This window comes from Enterococcus avium ATCC 14025 (assembly GCF_000406965.1).
In the GTDB taxonomy this organism is placed as follows: Bacteria; Bacillota; Bacilli; order Lactobacillales; family Enterococcaceae; genus Enterococcus_A; species Enterococcus_A avium.
The window spans coordinates 729,136-745,175 of the sequence record NZ_KE136357.1 but is presented as its reverse complement, the minus strand read 5'-3'; the positions used below and the strand labels follow the sequence as shown (position 1 = coordinate 745,175).

The window sequence follows — 16,040 nt, the reverse complement described above, 5'->3', positions numbered from 1 at the left end:
TTATTGACAGCTATCTGAAATCAGTTTTTTCAATCAAAAATATGATTTATTTTTTTATATATTGTGACTTTGTAAGCAGATTATTGTTCATACAAAATTATTTGCGTTAAGCTATTAAGTGAAAGTAAGAAGAGGAAAATGACAGCGTGATTTTCTGATAAAATATAAATGGTTATTTTATCATTTGTATGAATAGTTTGAAAAGCTATTCTCTTACTGAACAGGTCAAGATGATTAAATGAGTCATCTGGTAAAAGGAATATCAATTAACAGGAGGAATTTAAGATGGTAGAAAATTACGAAAACAAAAACTTTAATGGCAAAGAAACACCTGAACAAACACACACGAATCAATTTAGCACTAACAAGGATGCACAAGTTAAAGGTGAAACAGTCTATGACGATAAAGTGATCCAAAAAATTATTGGCAGTGCTATTGATAAAATTGATGGCTTACTAACAGTTAATGGTGGTTTCTTCTCGAATGCTGCGGAGAAATTGGTTAACACAGAGAATGTTACGGCAGGAATTGAAACAGAAGTTGGCAAAGAACAAGTAGCTGTTGATATGGATGTTGTGGTCGAGTACGGCAAGGACATTACAGAAGTTGTTGATCAAATTAGACAAGTTACGCACGATGAAGTTGAAAAAATGACGCATTTAGATGTTATTGAAGTAAATATTCATGTAGTAGATATCAAAACCAAGGAAGAATTTGATCAAGATAGTGAAACGGTCCAAGACAAAGTAACAAGTGCAGCGAAAACGACTGGTGAATTTGCTTCAAAACAAACAGATAAAGCTAAAGCTGCAGTTAACGAAGGTGCAGAAAAAGCACAAGAAAAAATGGCAGACAACCAAGATACACAAGTAAAATAGTTAGATAGTAGGAGGAAGTTATTATGGGTTTATTATGGTCATTAATTATAGGAGCTGTTATCGGTGCAATCGCTGGTGCAATCACAGGTAAAGGCAATAGCATGGGCTGGATAGCCAATATCGTTGCCGGTTTAGTCGGGTCCGCTCTAGGACAAGCGTTGCTAGGCTCTTGGGGTCCATCATTAGCGGGGATGGCTTTAGTACCATCTATTATTGGTGCAGTCATCTTAGTTTTGATTGTTTCATTTTTCTTAGGCCGCTCAAAGCAATAGGAGGAACGCGATGTTAGTAATTGTAGATATGCAGAATCGAATTTTGGATCCAAATGATGAAAATTATGTTCAGGGTGCAAATACGATTGTTCCTAAAATACTGCATCGTTTAGAAAAGGCCCGTGAATCTGGGGAAATGGTTCTTTTTACTAGAGACATTCCCATCGAGCATAAGAATGAATCAGAAGAGTTGGACGGACTACAAATAATTAATAAACTAACTCCTTTGCCGGAAGAATACGTGATTAAAAAGAATTACTATGCGTTGCCGCCGGAAGCACTGATCGAGGTTCGAGAGTTGACGGAAAAACATGAACAAGAAAAAAATTACATCGAAGTTGTTGGTGTGGAGCTTAGCTTATGTGTATTAGCGAATGCTTTGGCTTTGCAGGGAGCTCTTCCTGAAGCAGATTTTTATATTAATTCAGAGCTAGTTGCTGGAAATCAATTAAATGAAGCAACGTTGAGTTTACTAAAGAAATTTAACATTGAGATAAAATAGTAAAAAGCGATACTACTTTACACTTGTAAAGTAGTATCGCTTTTTAGGTAGTTTTCGAATGATCTGACAATATCCCATTTTCGATCCAACCATTTTTTCGTTTGAAGTCGGTAAGATTTTGCTGGAAATCCTTCGCATATAATAGCGAGAAAAGTGTATCTAAAATATACTCAAAAGCTACCTGAGAAGAAAAGGTACTGACTTTTACATAATCCATTTCTTCTTGGGTGAAGACAATTGACTGGGATGCCAGAGGAATCAAATTCGATTGTCTGTTGCCTGTCAGTAGGATTGCAGGAATATTTTCGTTTATAAAGTGCTTCATCATTCGTTCGTATTGCGGCACGCGTGCCCGATAGGTAATGAAAATCGCACAATCTCTACTGGTTAGGCTGGCGGCATTCCAATCCTCGTCTGCGTATTCATCTGCAATGATCAAGAATTTATTGATCTTCACCAGCTTGTTTTGAAAGCTGCGGGCCCGAATCTGGGAATCTCCTTGGGCAAATAGAAAGATTCGTTCGGCCTTAGCCAACAGCTCGGCTGCGTCATCAAGAACTTGATCATCTAATTGGGCATAGGTGCGTTGGACCGTGTTGATGGTCAAATCGGCAATTTTTTTAGCGATTTCTTTGGTTGAGTCTTGTGGTAAAAATGGGAAATTGGCATCGACAGGATTCGATCGATAAATATCACTGTGGGCAATCTCAGAAACCGCCACTCGAAAATCGCGAAAGCCGTCAAATCCCATTTTTTGAGCTAAGCGAATCACTGATGAATGGGAGGTATAGGTATTTTTTGCGAGATCTGCGACGTTGATTGCTGGAATTGTGGTTAAATTCTGTAAGATATAATCAGCGATCCGTTTTTCCGTATTGGTCAGATCCTTTTGCATTCGTAATTTATCGATTAATAACATTCCATCACCTTTTCATTGAGGGTAACTACCATCCATTCTATCATAACGCAATTTAACCGATTTCAGAAGAAACGGCCTCATTTTGAAGCTTTTTTTGGATAAAATGTTCAGAATTTATGCGTATGCATACGAAAGCTTGGATAAAACGACCTGTTTTACTGAATCTTCTTTTCAGGAGGAGTCGTTCTTATATAATAAAATTATCAAAAGAAATCTGGAGGAATCTATTCATGTTAACTATCGCATATATCGGAAACGGCAAAAGCACTAATCGCTATCACTTACCATTTTCAACTAAATTAACCGACAAAATCAAGGTCAAAACCATCTATTCACCTAGCGGCCGCATTACCTGGGAGAAAAATCCTGGCACCAATTATACATCAGACATCAACGATATTTATAATGATCCAGAAATTCAATTAGTTGTCGTAACGACACCAAGTCCGTTGCATTTCAAATTAGGCAAAGAAGTCTTGGAGCACGGGAAAAATGTTCTGATCGAAAAGCCTTTTACTGAAACCTCTGAGGAAGCCAAGGAATTATTCCGTTTAGCAGATGAAAAAGGCCTATTCATTCAGTGCTACCAAAACCGTCGCTACGATTCAGACTTTTTAACCGTACAAAAAGTAATCGAAAGTGGTGTGCTGGGAGATTTATTGGAAGTTGAGATGCACTATGATTATTTCCGTCCAGAAGTGCCAGAGAGCGTGGAGCATTTTTCAATCGGAACAAGTTATCTATATGGTCATGCTTGCCACACATTGGACCAAGTGATCTCTTATTTTGGCCGCCCAGATGATGTGCATTATGAAGTACGCCAGCTTTTAGGCGATGATCGAATGAATGATTACTTTGATCTGGATCTGTTTTATGGTCGGATGAAGGTCTCGGTGAAATCCAGCTATTTCCGTTTGAAGGAACGTCCGAGCTTTGTGGTTTACGGGAAAAAAGGTGTTTTTGTTAAGGAAACAAAAGACCGTCAAGAAGAGCACCTGAAAATGTTTTATATGCCTGAAAACGAAGATTTCGGGATTGATTTGCCTGAGCATTATGGTACGCTGACTTATATGGATGACGAAGGCGTGTTTCATGAAGAGAAGGTCGTTTCAGAAATCGGCGATTATAGCCGTGTCTACGAAGATATCTATGAAACGTTGATTAACAGCAAACCTAAAGCCGTCAAAGATGAAGAAACGCTGCTGCAAATCGAAATGTTAGAAAAGGGCATCCAACAAGTCTCAAAATAGCAGAGAAAGAGGGAGTAGCAATGAAATTAGCCATTTTTGGTTCTGGCAAAATTGTTCAAGAGTTTTTAGCAATCACGAAGGATTTACCGGAGATTCAATTGAAAGCTATCATGGGCACAAAACGAAGTCAGGAAAAAACGGAGAAAATTCAAGCAGAATACAAAATCGAAGCCTCCTACACGGATATTGATGAGTGTTTAAAAAGTGATGCCTTTGATACGGTTTACGTAGCAGTACCGAATCACCTGCACTACAGCTTTGCAAAAAAGGCACTAGAAGCTGGAAAGCACGTGATTTGCGAGAAGCCATTTACGTTGAAGGCAGCTGAATTATTGGATTTAGAACAGCTAGCACTGGAAAAAGATCTGGTATTAGTGGAAGCTATTACGAATCAATATTTGAAAAATTTCCAAGGGATTAAAGAAGCTGTTAAAAAGATTGGCACCTTGAAAATCATTGAGTGCAACTACTCACAATACTCTTCCCGCTATGATGCGTTTAAAGAAGGAACAATTTTGCCCGCTTTTAATCCGAAAATGGGCGGCGGGGCGTTAATGGATATCAATATCTACAATATTCATTTAGTTGTTGGTTTATTAGGAAAACCAGAACGAGTACAGTACTATGCCAACATTGAACGGGATATCGACACGTCAGGTATGCTGCTGCTGGATTATGGGAATGTAAAGGTTGTTTGTATCGGCGCCAAAGATTCTGAAGCCACAATTCGTTCGACGATTCAAGGGACAGAAGGATCAGTGATCGTCAATGGTCCAACCAACACCTTGGATAGCTACAGCACACAACCATTGGCTGGTGACATCGAAACCTTCGATCACAAGGATCATCCCCATCGGATGTTTGATGAATTCAAGCTATTCAATCAGGTAATTGAAGATAAGGATATGACATTTGTTAAAAAGCAGCTGGATCATAGCAAGATCGTTATGGAGATCGTTGAAGCAGCGATTAATGATGCAGGAATTGTTTTGGGATAGTTAGTTAGAATAAAGTGAAAACGGCGCGGACTTTGTAAACGAAAAGTCTGGGCTGTTTTTTCTTAATGTCTGAAAGATCTTTGTATGATCAGGAAAAAAGCTTGCCTTAAAGTGCACTTTAACAAGTAAACTAATAAAGTAGAAGAAAGGTGTGAAAAAGATGGAATATAAAAAATTGGGAAACACAGGATTAGATGTCTCAAGAATTTGTCTAGGCTCTATGAGTTTTGGTGATCCTAGAAATTGGATTCATAACTGGGTCTTGGAGGAAGAAGACAGTCGCCCCTTGATCAAAAAGGCGCTCGAACTGGGGATCAATTTCTTTGACACAGCCAATGTCTATTCCTTGGGCCGCAGTGAAGAAATTTTAGGAAAAGCGCTGAAGGATTATGCAAATAGAGATGAGATCGTTTTGGCAACGAAGGTTCATCAGAAAATGTTTGACGGACCGAACGGCCAAGGGTTGTCGCGAAAAGCAATTATGTCGCAGATCGATCAAAGCCTGAAACGCTTGCGGACCGATTATGTGGACCTTTATATCATTCATCGTTGGGATTATGATACACCGATTGAAGAAACAATGGAGGCGCTGCATGATGTGGTGAAATCAGGCAAAGCCCGTTACATTGGTGCTTCAGCGATGTATGCTTATCAATTTCAAAAAGCCAATACGATCGCTGAAAAAAATGGTTGGACAAAATTTGTCTCGATGCAAAATCATTTGAATCTGATTTATCGCGAAGAAGAACGAGAGATGATTCCCTATTGTCAATCTGAAAATATTGCCTTGACGCCTTATAGCCCAATGGCATCTGGACGGTTGATCCGTAATCGCTCTGAAGCAACCAAGCGAAGTAGTACCGATGTGGCACAAAAAGCCAAATATGATGAAACGGCAGATAAGGATCAGCTGATTATTGATCGTGTGGCGGAATTAGCCCAACGATATGAAACAAATCGTGTAAATATCGCATTAGGTTGGCTACTGCAAAAAAATTCTGTTGCTGCACCTGTCGTAGGTGCAACAAAAATGAACCATATTGAAACGGCAGTAGGAGCAGTTGATTTCAAATTGACAGCAGAAGATGTTTTGTATCTAGAAGAGCCGTATGTTCCGCATAAAGTGGTTGGTCATGATTAAATCTTAAGAGATCGCGCGAAACTGTGTCGTTTTTCGATGCAGTTTTTTTAAAAGTCTCTTGACTTAAAGTGCACTTTAGCCGGTATGCTAGAACTAAAGCAAACGGAGGTAAGCGTTATGAAAAAGTTGTTTTTGTTATTACCAGTTGTCTTGTTTCTTGGTGCATGCGGCTCGAACGCGACGAATACTAATGAGGAGAACACCAGTGAGTCCGCTGTTCAGTCATCTGAGAGCCTCGAATCCAACCAAAATCAGGAAACCGAAGATATAGGGAAATCACTGATCGTGTATTATTCATTGACTGAAAACACAAAAGCTGTAGCTGAGGAAATTCAAAAACAAGTGAATGGCGAACTAATGCGAATTGAAACGGTTGAACCATATCCAGAGGTTTATGATGAGGTTTTAGATGTGGTGGAAGCTCAAAGGGAAGAAGGAGAATTACCAACCATTGTAAAACAAGACGTTGATTTATCTGATTATGACAGTATTTTTCTCGGAACACCGATCTGGTTTGGTGAACCGGCCTTACCAGTAGAAAAATGGATCAGTGAAAATAAGTTAGCGGGAAAGAGAGTTTATCCTTTCTTTACCAGTGGCAGCAGTTCTATTAATGAATCTATGGAACGTTACAGAGAATTACTGGATCAATCAACGCTTAGTGAAGGATTAGGCATTACCTCTTCGGATAGAAGTCAAACGGCGAGTCTTGTGAAAGAATGGTTGGCTCCGTAAATCGATGGTAACCATTTGAAGTTTCTGGTTTAAAATAGGAGCAAAGCCTGTTAAGATTTAAATGTGTTGGCAAACTAAAGGAGTGGAGAAAATGAACATATCAGAGGCTGCAGCAAAATTTAAAATGACTCCAGCAACAATCCGCTATTATGAAAAAGAGGGATTAATTCCTCCGATTACCAGAAATGACTCTGGAATTCGTGATTTTCAAGAAGAGGACCTAAACTGGGTCGAATTTATCAAATGCATGCGAGATTCTGGGCTTTCAATTGATTCCTTAGCAAAATACTCCGAATTATATCAGCTGGGAGATGCCACGTTAGTTGAACGCAAGAAAATTTTAATCGAGGAATGCCAGAAACTACTAGAAAAACAGCAGCTGATCAATGCTACCGTCGCCCGCTTAGAAACAAAGCTGGACAATTACGATCAGATGATCCAGAAATGTGAGCAAGAAATATTTTCCCATTCAAATGACACTGTGTCGGCAAAAGGTTAGTTAGCGCAAAAACTTAAATGTTATTAGTAAAAAAACCATTGAATCAGAAGCTACACGTAGCTTTCTGATTCAATGGTTTTTATTTACAAGCTAGTCAATCAAAAGCAACTTCTTCTTACTATATTCCTTCCGTACTTTATCAGGAATATCCTCTGAAATCAGGAAACTCAAATCATCGACGGGGCCAACGATCGCGTTACTGATTGTACCGAACTTATCATTTGTGATCATACCCAAAACTTCTGTAGAAACTTGTGTCATTTGTGCTTTTATTTCCGCTTCCTGTACAGTTGGTACACTGGTGCCTGTCTCAATATCAATATTGTAAATTCCCATGACATAAAGATCAGCTCGAACCTTTTGCAACGATTTGTAGGTCTCCACACCAAGGTTAATCATGGATTGCTTATAAAAGATTCCTCCAATGTTAATCACCTCAATGTTCGCTCGTTGCGCGAGTTCAACAGAAATTGCTGGACTATTTGTAATAATCGTTGCACGAAAATCAACTGGAATTTCCTTTACAAGTGCTAAATTTGTGGTGCTTCCATCGATAATAATCACTGAATCTTCTTTGATAAAAGGCAAGGCCTTGCGAGCGAGAGCCTTTTTTCGTTCATTGTGCTCATTTTCTCGATAAGAAAAATCTGTAATCGGCGGTCCTACTCGAAGAGCCCCGCTGTGAACTCGCTTCAAGAGTCCTTGACCATCCAACTCCTTTAAATCTCGACGAATCGTATCTTCAGATACATTAAAACGATGACTTAAGTCGCTAGCGATGACTTTTTGTTCAATATTTAGCAGATCAACGATTTTTTGATGACGTTCTTCCTTCAACATAGTGCGCACTCCTTCTTGTTTTTTCCAGTTAATGATGCCATGAATGCGTTTTTGTGTCAATTACAGATGAGTTTAATCGAACATACAGGCATAAACACGCAAATAAAAAGAAAAAATGTGCATGTTTGTATTGACTTGTATTTGTTAAGCGATTACAATGAGGGTGTAAACGAAGGATGTACGGCATTCGAATCACATTGATTTTTCCGGAGAAATCGATGTATTAACAGCAGGAGGAAGCTTATGGAAAGCAGGATTATTTTGTCGCCGTCAATCATGTGCGGAGATTTGGTGAATTTGGAAAAGAGTATCAATGAATTAGAAGAAATCGGAATGGATACGTTGCATATCGATGTTATTGACGGAACGTTCAGTCCAAGCATGCCATTAGGAATTGAAACGATTAAACGGATGCGGGAAATCACTTCGATGAATTTCGATGTGCATATCATGTCGAATGACAATGAATTTTTTATTGGCGAGATGCTGAAGATCGGTGTTGAAGGAATTACCTTTCATCACGAGACTAGCTTGCATGTTGATCGGTATATTCAATTAATTAAGCATGCCGGAACAACAGTCGGGATTGCGCTGAATCCGGCGACACCCTTGAATGTTTTAGAGTATGTCTTGCCAGAAATTGATCGGGTATGCTTGATGCTGATCAATCCAGGATTTGCCACCAACAAAGCCGAGAAGCAGATTCCTTACGCACTGAAAAAAATTACTGACCTGCGTAAGCTAGTTGACGAACAAGGATTAACGATTGATATTCAAGTGGACGGCCGTGTCTCCTTAGCGACAATCCCAGATTTATTGACCGCAGGTGCGACAAACTTAGTGCTAGGAAGTACAAGCCTATTCATTGCAGAAAATACACTAACGAAAAATCGGGAATTATTGACAGATGCGATAAATAAAGCGGTGTTGGTGAAGTAGGAGGGAAAACTAGTGGGATTTAAAAGTGTAGAACAAAAGATTACAAAGGAAATCTCTGCGACTTTAGACAATATTGCCCCAGAGGAGGTAGAGCAACTTTTAGAGGCAATTGAAACAGCGGAGCGAGTATTCTTTGTAGGCGTCGGTCGTGTACTTCTCTCATTAGAAGGAATTGCCAAACGTTTAGCTCACTTAGGTGTTCAAACAGTAGTAGTCGGACAAATTACTGAACCTGCCATCACAGAAAGGGATTTATTGATTGTAGGATCTGGTAGTGGAGAAAGCTCGTTTCCATTAGCAATCGCCAAAAAGGCCAAGAGTTTTGGCGCAGCAGTGGCTCACATCGGATCAAATGCAAATAGTTCAATGAAGGAGTATACGGATATTTTTGTAAGAATTCCTGTTCAAACGAAGTTGGCTTTGTCAGGAGAAGTTCCATCGGTTCAGCCGATGACGAGTCTCTTTGAACAATCTCTACTATTATTAGGTGATAGTATCGCTTTGATGATGGTAGAGGAAAAGAATATTGATATGCATAGTCTATGGCAGTATCATGCCAATCTGGAGTAGGTGAAAGAAATGAAAGCAGTACATTTTGGCGCGGGCAATATTGGACGCGGATTTATTGGGCAGCTCTTACATCAAAATGGTTTTGAGATTTGTTTCGTTGATACAAATGCAGAATTGATCCAGCAATTAAATCAGGATGGCGGTTATAGAATTGATATCATGGACGAGCAGGGGACTACTGTTTTTGTTGACCGAATCAGCGCTTTGAATAGTCTTACCGAGACAGAAAAAGTCATCGCGGCGATTAAAGATGCAGACATCTTGACCACCTCTGTTGGTGCGAATAACTTAGCAAAAATCGCACCGACGATTGCCAAGGGTTTGAGTGAACGCTTCAAACAAAAACGCAGTATCAATATTTTAGCGAACGAGAATGCTATCAATGCCAGTAATATCTTAAAAGAAGCGGTCTATGAGACTCTTTCTCAACAAGATGCGACCGTTTTTGATCACTATGCTTATTTTGTCAATACAGCGATTGATCGGCAATCACTTGGTAAAGTTGTTGAGGGCAAAGCTGTGGCAGTTGTTGAACCCTATTATGAATGGGTGATTAATCGCAAGCAGCTAGACCCTGCAACACCGTTTAAATTGCAACACGTGGTTTTGATTGACGAGATGCAGCCTTATATTGAACGTAAGTTGTACATTGTCAACGCTGCTCATGCAGCCATTGCCTATTTAGGAGACTTACATGGATATCAAACGATTCAAGAGGCGATCCGAAACGTGGAGATAGTGAAAATAGTGAATCAATTTTTATCAGAGAATAGTGCCTATTTTGTCCAAAAGTATCAATTTGATTCAGCAGATTTGCAATGCTTCATTGAAAAGACACTTAAGCGTCAGAAAAATCAAAAACTGTCTGACGAAATTGCTCGTGTAGGAGGGTCGCCTATCAGAAAATTAGGACCGAATGATCGTTTAGTCGCTCCTGTCGTAAAGCTTGAGGCACTGGGTTTGCCCTATGAAACAGGAGTGAAAGTGATTGCAGCAGGGTATCATTATCGCCATTCAGATGATCCCGAGGCGGAGAAAATACATGCATTGATTGAAGAAAAAGGTTTAGAAGCAACGATTAAAACAATTTCTCATTTAGATGGGAAATTGCTAGAGGAAGTAGTTGTTGCCTACGATTCAATGGGATAGGAGGGTCATATGTTAAAAGAACAATTAACAGGGAATACGATGTTTATCGACACCATCGAATCTTGGCAGGAGGCGATTCGAATGGGTGCGGAGCCTCTTGTGAACAATGGTATCGTGGAAAAAGCTTATGTTGAGGCGATCATTCAAAACGTGTTGGAAAATGGCAATTATATTATTCTTTTGCCACAGGTTGCGATGCCCCATGCTCGTCCAGAATATGGAAGCAAGGGTGTCGGACTGACGTTTCTGCGTGTGAAGGAACCCGTTATGTTTCCAGGCGAAGAACCAGTCAAGATATTTTTTACGCTTTCTTCGGATTCGCCAGATGGTCATTTGGATCTAATTGCGAATCTTGGTGAGCTGTTGAGTGATGAGGATCGGTACCAAAAATTATTTGATGTTAAAACGGAAGAAGAGCTGTTGGATTTAGTCAAAGAGTAAAGGATACCAATTTCTCTCGGTACTTCAGCGTAATTAGAGAAATGGTATACGACTTGAAAAGAGAATTGATTTTTCCTATGAAAAATCAATTCCTTAATATGAAAAAGGATGCCAGTTTCTCTTCACGCTTTAGCGGGTGTAGAGAAATGGTATACGGCTTGAAAATAGAACTGATTTTTCATGGGAAAAATCAATTCCTTAATATGAAAAAGGAGTGAAGGAAATGGATGTAACGAATGAAGGAAAACAAGTATCAATGCGTGCCAGAGTTCAGGCGTTCGGCGGATTCTTGACGAATATGGTGTTGCCAAACATTGGCGCGTTCATCGCTTGGGGGATCGCGACGGCCTTATTTATTCCAACAGGGTGGTTTCCAAATGAATCGTTAAATGAGCTGGTCGGCCCAACAGTCAGTTACTTATTGCCATTATTGTTAGCATATACCGGCGGTCGCATGATTGGCGGACAGCGCGGTGCTGTATTAGGAACAATTGGAACTATTGGTTTGATCATTGGTGCAGATATCCCTATGTTTATGGGGGCTATGATCATGGGACCATTTGGTGGTTGGGTAATGAAAAAGACCGATAAATTTTTAGATGGCAAAATCCCAGCTGGGTTTGAAATGGTCGTTAACAATTTTTCGATCGGAATTATCGGTTTTGTATTGATGTGCTTGTCTTATGTAGTAGTTGGCCCAACGATCCAATCAGCGAATCAATTCGTAACGAATGCGATCGAGGCCTTAGTTTCAACGGGATTCTTGCCGTTGCTGTCTTTGATCAATGAACCTGCAAAAGTTCTTTTCTTAAATAATGTGATTGACCAAGGGGTGTATTATCCATTAGGGATGCAGCAAACATTAGAAGCCGGAAAATCCATCTACTTCATGGTGGCATCAAATCCTGGACCTGGATTGGGCTTATTGCTTGCGTATTCCTTCTTTGGAAAAAAAGTGGCAAAACGGACCGCTCCGGGAGCGATCATTATTCACTTCTTAGGCGGGATTCATGAGATGTATTTTCCATACGTATTGATGAAACCGGTTACTATTTTAGCGATGATTGCTGGAGGAATGGCTGGGACACTGACATTCCAATTACTTAACGTAGGATTAGTTGCTGGTCCGAGTCCTGGTTCGATCTTTTCTTACCTAGCCTTAACTCCTAAAGGGAACTTTTTTGGAGTAATCGCTGGAGTCGTTATTGCAACAGCCGTCTCCTTCTTAGTAACCTCTGTAATCTTGAAAGCAGATAAAACTCCAGATGATGATGAAAGCTTCGAAGAGTCTGTACAAAAATCTAAATCTATGAAATCAGAAGGAAAAGAATTATTGAATGGCGAAAATGCTAAAACAGAAAGTACGCACTTAGCAAACATCAGTAAAGTTTCCTTTGCCTGTGACGCTGGAATGGGCAGCAGTGCGATGGGCGCCACGACCTTCAAGAAGAAACTGCAAAAAGCCGGCATCACGGATATTGAAGTAAAGAATTATCGGATTGAGGATGTGCCAAAGGATAGTGATATGGTGGTTGTTCATCAAGACTTGGAAGAGCGTACACGAAAAGCTCATCCACAAATGAAGATCGTTACTCTAAAAAATTACCTGCAAGATCCGGTAATCGATGAACTGGTGAATGAGATTGTGGAAGCGAAAAACAAAGAATAATTGCGACACCGACGGAACTTTCGTCGGTGTTTTGTGTGAAAGCTTTGTAAACGTAGAAATAAATTTCTGTTATAGTAAAAGAAAAATAAAAAACAGAGGCGAATTATGGAAATCAGACTTTTACGTTACTTCTGGGCAGTCGCACAGGAAGGAAATATTTCACGGGCAGCGCGTATTTTGAATATTACTCAGCCAACCTTGAGCCGTCAAATCAAAGAATTGGAAGAAACAGTTGGGACGCCACTTTTTCATCGTGAGAAAAATCGGTTGCGTTTGACTCAGGATGGCCTTTTTTTGAAAGAACGAGCAGAGGAAATTTTAACGTTGGATGAAAAGCTGGAGCAGGCTTTTTCGGCCCAACGCAACAAACAACTCAGCGGGATGATAACGATTGGCTGCGTTGAGGCTGATAACTCGGATACTTTGGCGATGATGTTGGAAGAGTTAATTAGTGATTATCCTCAGATTCGATTTAATTTGGTCACAGGTACGAGTGATGATATCTCGGATCGTTTGGAAAAGGGCATATTGGATATGGCTATTTTGATTGAACCGATTGTTTTAAATGAGGTTGAGATGCTGAGGCTGCCTAGAGCGGAAAATTGGGGTTTCTTGGCGTCGAAGGAATTATTTATTGCCAATAAAAACGTTCTGCGTCCGGAAGATATCAAAGGTTTGCCAATCTTGTGTTCTGGACGATCAGAGGTTCAAAAGCTATTAGCAGAATGGGCAAAAATACCATACAATCAATTAAACATTGTTGGCAACTACAATTTGATTTTCAATATTTTGCCGTTAGTTGATCACAAAGTTGGGGTGGCATTGGCGATCGAAGGGGCGATTTCTGATCGGAAATTGGAAAATGCGGTTTTTATTCCTTTAGAACCCAGTATAAAAACAAATTGTGTCTTAGTATGGAAAAAACGAGTGCAGACGCCAGCTGCGCAAGAGTTGATCAAGCAATTCAAACATGCTTTTAAGCTATAGTACTATGATTTTATGGGTATTAGACATAGTGATAAATCCGTCGTATTCTGAAGCTGTTCAGGGTACGTTTTTTTTTGCGAGTTACGCTTTTACAGTTTTACAGAGACACGAGATTTATTCTTGATTTTTGGAGAGAATATTGAACGAGTAGCTTGCCAGATTCGTATGCGAATAAAAAAGTGAACGAGGAGGGAACTTATGACTGCTATAGTTATCTATTTTTCAAGAGCTGGTGAGAACTACCTTAATGGGACAAAACAAAGGATTACTAAAGGAAATACAGCCGTTCTAGCAGAAAAAATCAGTCACGCGTTGGCGATCGAGAGTTATGAATTGTTGTCAAAGATTGCTTATTCAGAAAGCTATGATGAGGCGGTTCAACAAGCAGAAAAAGAAAAACAAGCTTCTGCACGGATTGATTATGAGAAGTTGCCAATTGATTTCACTCAAGTAGATAGTATTTTTCTAGGTTTTCCTAATTGGTGGGGCACTTATCCGCAAATCATTGCGACTTTTTTAGCGGATCAAGAGTGGAAGAATAAGGTGATCTATCCTTTCTGTACTCATGAAGGCAGTGCTTTTGGTTCAAGTATTCAAGATTTGCAGGCGGCATGCTCTGGCGCTGAGATCAAAACAGGTTTAGCTGTACGTGGTTCAAAAGTTGATCGCTCAGAAACAGCAGTAAAAAATTGGTTGCTGTCTTATTCAAACTAATTAACTGGAGGAAATTTATAATGACAAAACATCAAGAAGTGAAAAACGGCGTGATTTTTCCAATTGGAGAAAAGAATGAAGCTTATGCACAATATTTTATTGGACAAAGCTACCTTCAATCGTTGGTTGCTGATGCAGCAATCAATGTAGGAGTCGCGAATGTAACTTTTGAGCCTGGCTGCCGTAACAACTGGCACATTCATCATGACGGTTATCAACTATTATTGGTGACAGGTGGAGAAGGCTGGTATCAGGAAGAAGCTAAGGCTCCGCAATTTTTACAAGCTGGAGATGTGATCGTCACCCATGATGGAGTCAAACATTGGCATGGCGCAGCCAAAGATAGTTGGTTCGAACACATCGTCATCACTGCCGGGACACCGGAATGGTTGGAGCCGGTTAGTGATGAATGGTACGACAAATTGGAAAAATAAGGGGAGAATATCATGAAAAAACAAACAGCTGGAAGAGAACAATTAGGAGAATTTGCCCCACAGTTTGCAGCATTAAATGACGATGTGCTATTTGGTGAAGTTTGGGCAAAAGAGGAAGAGCTTTCGGCTCGTGATCGCAGTATGATTACGTGCTCTGCACTTTTAGCCATGGGAGCACCGCAATTGGAAGCTCATCTAAAAATCGCCAAAGAAAACGGCGTGACAAAAGAAGAAATTAGCGCATTGATTACTCATTTAGCATTTTATGCCGGCTGGCCTAAAGCTTGGAGTGCTTTTACGATGGCAAAGGAAATTTTTGATTAAAAAACAAAACAACTATCCTGTTCAGTGAGTAGGATAGTTGTTTTTATGTACCGATAGTTTTTGTAGCTCACAAAGTAAAGAGCTCAGCTGCCCCAGTAGAAAAAGCCATAATAGAAAACATATAACCATCCAAACAAACCATGAAATAATGCCAAAAGAACACTGTGCCATCTTTGATAAGAGAGAATAAACGCAAGAATATTGCCTAATCCAATTGTAGATTTCATAAAATCCTCCTAAAGAATGCTTGTAGCAAAGAAAAATCATGTATAAAAATACGCATTAAATATTGATTTTCTTCTGAATGCAACCGAGAACAGTTGGGAAAACGAACGATTGAAAGGATTTAGACAGGAAAAGCTTTTCGTTTAATAGTGATCGTAGTACTGATTATCCTTTTTTATTTTTAACAGCGAACGCCCCAGACGCTCCCAAAGCAACCCCAATTGCTAAACCTAAAGCAAGGTTATCGAACAGCAAGCCAAACATCAATCCCATGGCAATTCCTACTGCTAATGATCCTCCTTCTTCCTTTTCCATTTACACACCTTCTCGTAATATATATTTTGAAGAAACTTTCATTCCTTCAATCGCCCTTAGGGGCTATTCCTAATATGTTTAAATAAAATAACGATTACTACTTGGATACTGTAGGATATTCCTGAATAATAAGTCTTGGAAAGGACTTACGGGAAGACGCTATCACCTTCTGCAGTTTTACTGCGACAGAAAGTCTGTGACCCGAACCGTTGGTATAACCTCCAACACACTAGCTGAG

General features: G+C 39.8%; 21 protein-coding genes. 17 read left to right on the top strand and 4 right to left on the bottom strand.

The genetic code is table 11. The features are described from left to right. Nucleotides 1–285 precede the first annotated feature (285 nt). Genes OMU_RS03545 through OMU_RS03535 form a run of 3 tightly spaced genes read left to right on the top strand, consistent with a single transcriptional unit; the run spans nucleotide 286 to nucleotide 1,653 of the window. Complete coding sequence (locus OMU_RS03545; RefSeq protein ID WP_016178589.1) at nucleotides 286–879, top strand: Asp23/Gls24 family envelope stress response protein; 594 nt, start codon at nucleotides 286–288, stop codon at nucleotides 877–879. A 23-nt stretch (nucleotides 880–902) separates the two neighbouring features. After that, nucleotides 903–1,151: a GlsB/YeaQ/YmgE family stress response membrane protein gene (locus OMU_RS03540; protein WP_016178588.1), complete on the top strand. Its 249-nt coding sequence runs from the start codon at nucleotides 903–905 to the stop codon at nucleotides 1,149–1,151. Between the two features lie 10 nt (nucleotides 1,152–1,161). Beyond that, nucleotides 1,162–1,653 (top strand): isochorismatase family protein, encoded by a 492-nt coding sequence (locus tag OMU_RS03535; RefSeq protein ID WP_016178587.1) that lies wholly within the window; start codon nucleotides 1,162–1,164, stop codon nucleotides 1,651–1,653. A 43-nt stretch (nucleotides 1,654–1,696) separates the two neighbouring features. On the opposite strand, the gene OMU_RS03530 is transcribed toward OMU_RS03535, so the two are convergent. Continuing rightward, nucleotides 1,697–2,572, bottom strand: coding sequence for a MurR/RpiR family transcriptional regulator (locus OMU_RS03530; RefSeq protein ID WP_016178586.1), 876 nt, complete (start codon nucleotides 2,570–2,572; stop codon nucleotides 1,697–1,699). 230 nt (nucleotides 2,573–2,802) lie between these two features. On the opposite strand from OMU_RS03530, the gene OMU_RS03525 reads away from it, so the two are divergent. The 5 genes from OMU_RS03525 to OMU_RS03505 all read left to right on the top strand — a co-directional run bounded on the left by OMU_RS03525 (nucleotide 2,803) and on the right by OMU_RS03505 (nucleotide 7,195). Then, nucleotides 2,803–3,822, top strand: a complete 1,020-nt coding sequence (locus OMU_RS03525) for a Gfo/Idh/MocA family oxidoreductase (RefSeq protein WP_016178585.1) — start codon at nucleotides 2,803–2,805, stop codon at nucleotides 3,820–3,822. A gap of 20 nt (nucleotides 3,823–3,842) precedes the next feature. Further along, nucleotides 3,843–4,820 (top strand): Gfo/Idh/MocA family protein, encoded by a 978-nt coding sequence (locus tag OMU_RS03520; protein WP_016178584.1) that lies wholly within the window; start codon nucleotides 3,843–3,845, stop codon nucleotides 4,818–4,820. 160 nt (nucleotides 4,821–4,980) lie between these two features. Then, nucleotides 4,981–5,961: an aldo/keto reductase gene (locus OMU_RS03515; RefSeq protein WP_016178583.1), complete on the top strand. Its 981-nt coding sequence runs from the start codon at nucleotides 4,981–4,983 to the stop codon at nucleotides 5,959–5,961. Nucleotides 5,962–6,078: 117 nt separating this feature from the next. Further along, a complete protein-coding gene (locus OMU_RS03510; protein ID WP_016178582.1) occupies nucleotides 6,079–6,696 on the top strand; it encodes a flavodoxin in 618 nt (205 codons plus the stop codon). Nucleotides 6,697–6,787: 91 nt separating this feature from the next. Next, nucleotides 6,788–7,195, top strand: a complete 408-nt coding sequence (locus OMU_RS03505) for a MerR family transcriptional regulator (protein WP_016178581.1) — start codon at nucleotides 6,788–6,790, stop codon at nucleotides 7,193–7,195. 90 nt (nucleotides 7,196–7,285) lie between these two features. Here the strand turns inward: OMU_RS03505 and OMU_RS03500 are convergent, their stop codons facing one another. After that, nucleotides 7,286–8,035 (bottom strand): DeoR/GlpR family DNA-binding transcription regulator, encoded by a 750-nt coding sequence (locus OMU_RS03500; protein WP_016178580.1) that lies wholly within the window; start codon nucleotides 8,033–8,035, stop codon nucleotides 7,286–7,288. A gap of 243 nt (nucleotides 8,036–8,278) precedes the next feature. Here OMU_RS03500 and OMU_RS03495 point away from each other — a divergent pair, with 243 nt between their 5' ends. The 9 genes from OMU_RS03495 (at nucleotide 8,279) to OMU_RS03455 (ending at nucleotide 15,262) form a co-directional block, all read left to right on the top strand. Next, entirely contained in the window at nucleotides 8,279–8,974 is a 696-nt protein-coding gene (locus tag OMU_RS03495) for a ribulose-phosphate 3-epimerase (RefSeq protein WP_016178579.1), read from the top strand. A gap of 12 nt (nucleotides 8,975–8,986) precedes the next feature. Then, the gene (gene hxlB, locus OMU_RS03490) at nucleotides 8,987–9,544 is read left to right on the top strand and encodes a 6-phospho-3-hexuloisomerase (protein ID WP_016178578.1); all 558 of its coding nucleotides are present in this window, start codon (nucleotides 8,987–8,989) and stop codon (nucleotides 9,542–9,544) included. A 9-nt stretch (nucleotides 9,545–9,553) separates the two neighbouring features. Beyond that, nucleotides 9,554–10,693, top strand: a complete 1,140-nt coding sequence (locus OMU_RS03485; protein ID WP_016178577.1) for a mannitol-1-phosphate 5-dehydrogenase — start codon at nucleotides 9,554–9,556, stop codon at nucleotides 10,691–10,693. Between the two features lie 9 nt (nucleotides 10,694–10,702). Continuing rightward, on the top strand, nucleotides 10,703–11,134 hold the full coding sequence (locus tag OMU_RS03480) for a PTS sugar transporter subunit IIA (RefSeq protein ID WP_016178576.1): 432 nt from the start codon (nucleotides 10,703–10,705) through the stop codon (nucleotides 11,132–11,134). A 223-nt stretch (nucleotides 11,135–11,357) separates the two neighbouring features. Beyond that, nucleotides 11,358–12,803 carry a PTS mannitol transporter subunit IIBC gene (locus OMU_RS03475; RefSeq protein WP_016178575.1) on the top strand — a complete coding sequence of 482 codons (1,446 nt, stop codon included), beginning with the start codon at nucleotides 11,358–11,360 and terminating at the stop codon, nucleotides 12,801–12,803. Between the two features lie 105 nt (nucleotides 12,804–12,908). After that, the gene (locus OMU_RS03470; protein ID WP_016178574.1) at nucleotides 12,909–13,790 is read left to right on the top strand and encodes a LysR family transcriptional regulator; all 882 of its coding nucleotides are present in this window, start codon (nucleotides 12,909–12,911) and stop codon (nucleotides 13,788–13,790) included. A gap of 198 nt (nucleotides 13,791–13,988) precedes the next feature. Continuing rightward, the gene (locus tag OMU_RS03465) at nucleotides 13,989–14,504 is read left to right on the top strand and encodes a flavodoxin (RefSeq protein ID WP_016178573.1); all 516 of its coding nucleotides are present in this window, start codon (nucleotides 13,989–13,991) and stop codon (nucleotides 14,502–14,504) included. 20 nt (nucleotides 14,505–14,524) lie between these two features. Continuing rightward, nucleotides 14,525–14,938: a cupin domain-containing protein gene (locus OMU_RS03460; protein ID WP_016178572.1), complete on the top strand. Its 414-nt coding sequence runs from the start codon at nucleotides 14,525–14,527 to the stop codon at nucleotides 14,936–14,938. A 12-nt stretch (nucleotides 14,939–14,950) separates the two neighbouring features. Continuing rightward, entirely contained in the window at nucleotides 14,951–15,262 is a 312-nt protein-coding gene (locus tag OMU_RS03455; RefSeq protein ID WP_016178571.1) for a carboxymuconolactone decarboxylase family protein, read from the top strand. Between the two features lie 83 nt (nucleotides 15,263–15,345). Here OMU_RS03455 and OMU_RS23320 read toward each other — a convergent pair whose 3' ends face one another. After that, nucleotides 15,346–15,489 (bottom strand): hypothetical protein, encoded by a 144-nt coding sequence (locus OMU_RS23320; RefSeq protein WP_016178570.1) that lies wholly within the window; start codon nucleotides 15,487–15,489, stop codon nucleotides 15,346–15,348. Between the two features lie 163 nt (nucleotides 15,490–15,652). Then, nucleotides 15,653–15,802, bottom strand: coding sequence for a glycine zipper domain-containing protein (locus tag OMU_RS23315; RefSeq protein ID WP_016178569.1), 150 nt, complete (start codon nucleotides 15,800–15,802; stop codon nucleotides 15,653–15,655). Nucleotides 15,803–16,040 lie beyond the last annotated feature (238 nt).